We start from the raw sequence: 6544 nt of genomic DNA, 5'->3' as shown, positions 1-6544 counted from the left end.
GTCCCAAGGCCAGGTGCCGCCAGTACGGGATCTCGCCGCCACCGTCCACCCGTACCTCCGCGCCGGTCACGTAGCCCGGCGCGGCCAGCCACAGGCAGGCCGCCGCCACATCGGATGGCGTCGCCAGCCGGCCGGCGGGAATCGCCGCCCCCAGCCGCCCGTCCCCGTGCTCGCCGTAGTGGCCGGCGGCGCTCTCCGTGGCGGCGAGGCCCACGACGACCGTGTTGACCCGCACGTCGGGGGCCCATTCGGCGGCCAGGCAACGGGCCAGGTGGTGCAGGCCCGCCTTGGCGGCGCCGTACGCGGAGGTGCCGGGCGAGGGGCGGGTGCCGCTGGAGCTGCCGATCATCACGATCGCCCCGCGCGCGGCGGCGAGCTTGGGATAGGCGTACTGGGCGACCAGCAGCGGGGCCGTCAGGTTGAGCTCGATGACGCGGGCGTGCAGGCGCGGCGAGGTGCCCTCCAGCGGCGCGTACGGCGAGCCGCCCGCGTTGTTGACCACCACGTCCAGCCGGTCGAACCCGGCAACCAACCGCTCGACGTCCTCGGGGACGCGTACGTCGGCCTGCACGAACCGGATCGCGCCGGTCGCGGGCCGCGTGCGGGCGCAGACGGTGACGTCGGCGCCCGCCTCATGGAAGGCCCGCGCGATGCCCGCGCCGATGCCCTTGGTGCCACCCGTCACCAGGACGGACTTGCCCGTGTAGTCGTAAGTCGCGGTCACGGATGCTACCGTACCAAGCAAGCGTTAGGTGCAACCAGGGAGCGTCATGGGGATCACGCTGCGGGCCGGGCCGATCGCCGAGGTCGTCGTCGACGTGCCGCCGGTGAACGCGCTGACCGTGCGGGGCTGGGAGGAGCTGGCCGCGGCCGTGCGGGTGGCCGGTGACGACCCCGGGACCAGGGTGGTCGTGCTGCGGGCCGAGGGGCGCGGGTTCAACGCCGGGGTCGACATCAAGGAGTTGCAGGCCGCCGAGGGTTATGAGGCGCTGGTCGGGGTCAACCGGGCCTGTTACGCGGCGTTCGCGGCGGTCTACGAGTGCGCGGTGCCCGTCATCGCGGCCGTCCATGGGTACTGCCTGGGCGGCGGCGTCGGGCTGGCCGGGAACGCCGACGTCGTGGTGGCCTCCGACGACGCCTATTTCGGGCTGCCCGAGGTGGACCGGGGCGCGCTGGGCGCGGCCACGCACCTGGCCCGGCTGGTGCCGCAGCACCTGATGCGGGCCATGGTCTACACGTGCAGGAACGTCTCGGCCGCCGAGCTGCACGCGTTCGGGTCGGTGCTCGAGGTGGTGCCCCGTGACAAGCTGCGGGACGCGGCGATGGAGGTGGCCGAGCAGATCGCCGCCAAGGACCCGTACGTGATCCGCCGCGCCAAGGAGTCGCTCAACGGCATCGACCCCGTGGACGTCAACCGCAGCTACCGCTTCGAGCAGGGTTTCACCTTCGAGCTCAACCTCATGGGCGCCGGCGACCGGCACAGGGAGCGATTCACGTGACGAGGGTTCACGACAACGAGGTTCACGACAAGAAGGTGATGTCCGCCGAGGAGGTGGCGGGCGCGCTGGAGAGCGGGATGACGGTCGGGATCGGCGGCTGGGGATCGCGGCGCAAGCCGATGGCCTTGGTGTCCGCCGTCCTCCGCTCCCCCGTCCGGGACCTGACGATCGTCTCGTACGGCGGCCCGGACGTCGGCATGCTGTGCGCGGCCGGGAAGGTACGCAAGGTCGTGGCCCCGTTCGTCACCCTCGACACCATCCCGCTGGAGCCCCACTTCCGGCGGGCCCGGCAGGCCGGGGAGATCGAGTTCGCGGAGTACGACGAGGGGATGTTCATGTTCGGGCTGCTGGCGGCGGCGCACCGGCTGCCGTTCCTGCCGACGCGGGCGGGGCTGGGGTCGGACGTGATGCGGGTCAATCCGGGGCTGAGGACGGTGCGGTCGCCGTACGAGGACGGGGAGGAGCTGGTCGCGGTGCCCGCGCTGACGATGGACGTGGCCCTCGTCCACATGAACAGGGCGGACGCGCGCGGCAACGCGCAGTATCTGGGGCCCGATCCGTACTTCGACGACCTGTACGCGAAGGCGGCGGCGCGCTGCTACGTGTCCTGCGAGCGGATCGTGGACACCGCCCACCTGCTGAAGGAAGGGCCGGTGCAGTCGCTGCTGATCAGCCGGTCGATGGTGGCGGGCGTGGTCGAGGCGCCCGGCGGGGCCGGGTTCACCTCGTGCGAGCCGGACTACGGGCGCGACGAGGAAAGGCAGCGGCGTTACGTGGAGAAGGGTGTCGATGAGCAGCAGGGCTGATGTCTGCGTGGTGGCGTGCGCGGAGGCGTTCCGGGGCGACGGGGAGATCGTGGCGGCGGGCATCGGCGGGGCGGTCACGGTGCTGGCGGCGCGGCTGGCGCGGCTGACGTTCGAGCCCGAGCTGCTCACGAACGACGGGGCCTGCCTGCTCACCGGGGACGTGCCCGCGCTCGGGCGGGCGCCCGAGGTGGTCGAGGGGTGGCTGCCGTTCCGTGAGCACCTGTGGCTGGTGCTGAACGGGCGGCGGCACGTCATGCTCGGCGCGAGCCAGATCGACCGGTACGGGAACACGAACATCTCGTGCGTCGGCGACTGGGCGCGGCCCAAGGCTCAGCTGCTGGGGGTGCGGGGCGCGCCGGGGAACACGCGGTGCGATCCGACGAGCTATTGGATCCCCCGGCACGGTCCCCGGGTGTTCGTGCCGCGGGTGGACATGGTCAGCGGTCTCGGGACCGACCGGGGCGCCTTCGACCTGCGCCGGGTGGTGACGAACCTGGCGGTGCTGGACTTCCGTACCCCTGACGGGTCGATGCGGCTGGTGTCGGTGCATCCTGGGGTGTCGGTGGACGAGGTGGTGGCGGCGACCGGCTTCGAACTGGCCGTTTCCGGAAATATCCCGATAACGCGGGATCCGACCGACGAAGAGCTGCGCGTCCTGGACCGGCTCGACCCCGAGCGGGCGCGCGACCGCGAGGTGGCGGCGTGAAGACCGCGCTGACGTCCCTGGTCGGGTGCCGCCATCCGATGGTGCAGACCGGAATGGGGTACGTCGCGGGCGCGCGGCTGGCGGCGGCCACCTCACAGGCCGGCGGACTGGGCGTGATCGGCGCCGCGACCATGTCGGTCGCCGAGATGACCGAGGCGATCCGGCGGGTGAAGGAGCGGACGGACGCGCCGTTCGGGGTGAACATCCGCTCCGACGCCGACGACGCGGCCGAGCGCGTCGAGGTGATGGTCAGGGAGGGCGTACGGGTGGCGTCGTTCGCGCAGGCGCCCAGGAGGGAGCTGATCGCCCGGCTCAAGGATGCCGGGGTGATCACGATCCCGTCGGTGGGGGCGCGGCGGCACGCCGAGAAGGTGGCGGCGTGGGGCGTGGACGCGGTCATCGTGCAGGGCGGCGAGGGCGGCGGGCACACCGGGCCGGTCGCCACCACGTTGCTGCTGCCCCAGGTCGTGGACGCGGTGGACATCCCGGTGATCGCGGCCGGCGGCTTCTTCGACGGGCGGGGGCTGGTGGCGGCGCTGGCGTACGGGGCGTGCGGGATCGCCATGGGGACCCGGTTCCTGCTGACCAGCGACTCCCCGGTGCCGGACGAGGTGAAGAAGTTCTATCTGGCGGCGCGGGAGACCGTGGTGACGACCAAAGTGGACGGGGTGCCGCACCGGGTGCTCAGCACCCCGTTCGTGGCCTCGCTCGAACGGTCCCGGCTGGTCAGGGCCTTGGCCAACGGGGCCAGGTTCAAGCGGCTGTCGGGGCTGTCGTGGGCGGCGATGATCCGCGAGGGACGCCGGATGCGGCGCGGGCGGGAGCTGACCTGGGCACAGGTGCTCCAGGCGGCCAACACGCCGGTGCTGCTGCGGGCCGCCATGGTGGAGGGGCGCGCGGATCTCGGGGTGATGGCGTCGGGTCAGGTGGTGGGGGTGATCGACGACCTGCCGTCGTGCCAGGAGCTGATCGACCGCATCATGACCGAGGCCGACGCCACCTTGGCCCACCTGGCCGGTACATCCTCGTAGGGTGGGTGCGCGGGGTTGCCCGTCCGTGGCCGGATTCGGGGATCACATCTCCACCATGCAGGCGGGTGCGTCCGGTGTGCGGACTGGCGGCTCGTCCGTGGTGAGCACTTCCGCCCATACGCGCCTGCTGCCGAGGGCGTTGTCGCCGATGCCCCAGCGAAGTGCAGTCCGACGCCTATCCTGTCGATGGACCTCGACCACAGCACCGATGCCTGGCGGCCGCCTGTCAATTGACGGCTTGGAACTGGCCTCCTACGGCCGTCCCTCGGATAGGGCACCCTGTACGGGGTGCGGGAGCTATAGGACGGTGATGCCGCGGGCGGCGAGGATGGCGTTGGCCTGGGTCTGGTTGATGATGGCGCCCGCGAACGCCCGCAGCTTGGCGTCGTCCGGCTGCCCCAGATCCGCCCCCCGCAGATCCGCCTTCGCGAACTTCGTGTTCAGCAGCCGCGTCCCGATGAGTCGGCAGCCGCTGAACGTCGCCTCCGTGAAGTCGCACCCCGACAGGTCGGCGTCGTCGAAGCGGACGCCCTCGATGAGCTCGCCCCGCAGCGAGCACCCGCCCAGGTTGGCCAGCGTCAGGTTGGAGCGGGCGATCTTGAAGCCGGTGCCGCGCGAGGCGGTCAGCGAGGCGCCGATCATGCGGCACCCGGTGAAGGAGACGTCCGTCAGCAGCGCCCCGCCGAACTGGGCCGACGACAGGTCCACGTCCGTGAAGGACACGTCGATGAGGTCGGCGTCGTTGAACCGGGTCCGCATCCCGCCCCCGCCCGCGAAGACAGCCCCGTCGAGGTCGGCCTTGCGGAAGTCGGTCTGCTCCAGGACGCACGACTCGAACCGGGCCCCGGCCAGCGAGGCGCCCCACAGGTCGGTCTCGGTGAGGTCGCAGTCGCGGAAGACGTGCGTCTCGTCGGATGGGAGCCGGTCGCCCAGCGCTTTGTGTGAGAGGTCCTCGCCGTCGAAGTTCACGGTGCCACAGACTAGACGTTCACGGTGACAGAAACCGACGGTGTCAGAGACCACCGGTCAGCGCCTCCGCCGCCGCCTCCCCGCAGACCCGCGCGGAGCCGTACGTGGCGACGTGGACGGCGCCCAGGTCCGACCGCGCGGGCAGGCCCATCTCCACCACGACCGCGTCCGGGCGGGCGCTGAGGAGGTGCCGCAGCGCCTCGCCCTGCCAGGCGTGGCGGTGCGCGTCGCGTACCACGATCACCAGCGGGCGGCCGGCGGCGTCACCGATCAGGCGCTCCAGGACGGGCCCCGTCACCTCTCTCGCCGCGAGCCGCGTGACCGCGGTGCCGGGGAGCAGCCGGGCGAGCGGCTCGCCGACGCCCCAGGGGGTGTTCTTGTCGATGGCGAGGTTCATCTCCGGAGCCAGCTCCACCACGTGCGCCGCCGAGGTGAGCGGGAGGACCGGGGCGGTGGTGCGGCGCGTGATCCGGATCGCCCGGCGGGCCGCGGTGAGGCCGAGTCGGCCGTCCCGCGGCGCCGGGCTGCCCGAGGAGACGGCCCAGGCGGCCAGCTCGCGGACCCGGCGAGCGGCGTCGGCCAGCCGCTCCTCGGGCAGCAGTCCTTCGGTCACCGCGGCGGCGATGGCCTCGCGGATCTCGACGGCGGTCGCCTCGCCGGCCCGCTCGCCGCCGACGCAGATCGCGTCGGCTCCCGCGGCGATGGCGCGGGCGGAGGCGCCCCCGATCCCGTACACCCCCGACACCGCGGCCATCTCGATGCCGTCAGTGATGATCAGCCCGTCGAACCCCAGCTCCTCGCGGAGCAGCCCGGTGAGCACCTTGGGGCTGAGCGTGGCGGGCAGCTCGGCGTCGTACGAGGGCACCAGGAGATGGCCGGTCATGACGGCCTTGACGCCCTCCTTGATCGCCTCCCGGAAAGGGAACAGCGCCTCCTCGATCCCGTCGCCGGCCACCACGGGCACGCCATGGTGGGAGTCGATCGAGGTGTCCCCGTGCCCGGGGAAGTGCTTGGCGCAGGCGGCCACGCCGGCCGACTGCAGTCCGCGGACGAACGCCCTGGTGTGCCGGCCGACCAGGACCGGGTCGGCGCCGAACGCCCGCAGGCCGATGACCGGGTTGTCCGGGTTGGAGTTCACGTCGGCGGAGGGCGCGAAGTCGATGGTGATCCCGGCCGCGGCGAGGTCGCCGCCGAGGTCCCTGGCCACGGCCTCGGTCAGGGCCACGTCGTCCACGACACCGAGGGCGTACCCTCCGGGGCGGCTGCTGCCGGTGGCCACCTCCAGCCTGGTGACCTCGCCGGACTCCTCGTCGGTGCCGACCAGCACCGAGGGGTTCTCGGCGCGCAGCGCGGCGGTCAGCCGGGCCACTTGGGCCGGGCCGGCGATGTTGCGCGAGAACAGCACCACGCCCGCCAACCCGTCGCCGAGTCTGCGGCGGAGCCAGTCGGGGGGTGTCTGTCCGGCGAAACCGGGGAAGAGGACGGCGTCGGCGAGGCGAAGCAGGTCACCGCTCAGGAGCATGACCCGAAATC

General features: G+C 72.6%; 7 protein-coding genes. 4 read left to right on the top strand and 3 right to left on the bottom strand.

The window, feature by feature from the left end:
• Window positions 1–724: SDR family oxidoreductase (locus EJK15_RS46840; RefSeq protein WP_138716942.1), on the bottom strand; the 724-nt coding region annotated here is incomplete at its 3' end.
• A gap of 46 nt (window positions 725–770) precedes the next feature.
• Here EJK15_RS46840 and EJK15_RS46835 point away from each other — a divergent pair.
• Genes EJK15_RS46835 through EJK15_RS46820 form a run of 4 tightly spaced genes read left to right on the top strand, consistent with a single transcriptional unit; the run spans window position 771 to window position 4042 of the window.
• Entirely contained in the window at window positions 771–1499 is a 729-nt protein-coding gene (locus EJK15_RS46835; protein ID WP_138716941.1) for an enoyl-CoA hydratase family protein, read from the top strand.
• Between the two features lie 38 nt (window positions 1500–1537).
• Window positions 1538–2305, top strand: coding sequence for a CoA transferase subunit A (locus tag EJK15_RS46830; protein ID WP_138716943.1), 768 nt, complete (start codon window positions 1538–1540; stop codon window positions 2303–2305).
• On the top strand, window positions 2289–3011 hold the full coding sequence (locus EJK15_RS46825) for a CoA-transferase subunit beta (RefSeq protein ID WP_138716940.1): 723 nt from the start codon (window positions 2289–2291) through the stop codon (window positions 3009–3011). The genes EJK15_RS46830 and EJK15_RS46825 overlap by 17 nt, the downstream gene beginning before the upstream one ends.
• Window positions 3008–4042 carry an NAD(P)H-dependent flavin oxidoreductase gene (locus tag EJK15_RS46820; protein ID WP_138716939.1) on the top strand — a complete coding sequence of 345 codons (1035 nt, stop codon included), beginning with the start codon at window positions 3008–3010 and terminating at the stop codon, window positions 4040–4042. Before EJK15_RS46825 ends, EJK15_RS46820 begins: the two co-directional genes overlap by 4 nt.
• A 297-nt stretch (window positions 4043–4339) precedes the next feature.
• Here EJK15_RS46820 and EJK15_RS46815 read toward each other — a convergent pair whose 3' ends face one another.
• Both EJK15_RS46815 and EJK15_RS46810 read right to left on the bottom strand, forming a co-directional pair.
• Window positions 4340–5011 (bottom strand): pentapeptide repeat-containing protein, encoded by a 672-nt coding sequence (locus EJK15_RS46815; RefSeq protein WP_171074934.1) that lies wholly within the window; start codon window positions 5009–5011, stop codon window positions 4340–4342.
• Between the two features lie 43 nt (window positions 5012–5054).
• On the bottom strand, window positions 5055–6533 hold the full coding sequence (locus EJK15_RS46810; protein WP_138716937.1) for a glycoside hydrolase family 3 protein: 1479 nt from the start codon (window positions 6531–6533) through the stop codon (window positions 5055–5057).
• Between the last annotated feature and the right edge of the window lie 11 nt (window positions 6534–6544).

The sequence above is a fragment of the Nonomuraea basaltis genome, assembly GCF_005893125.1.
Lineage (GTDB): Bacteria > Actinomycetota > Actinomycetes > Streptosporangiales > Streptosporangiaceae > Nonomuraea > Nonomuraea basaltis.
This window is presented reverse-complemented; position numbering and strand designations above follow the sequence as displayed.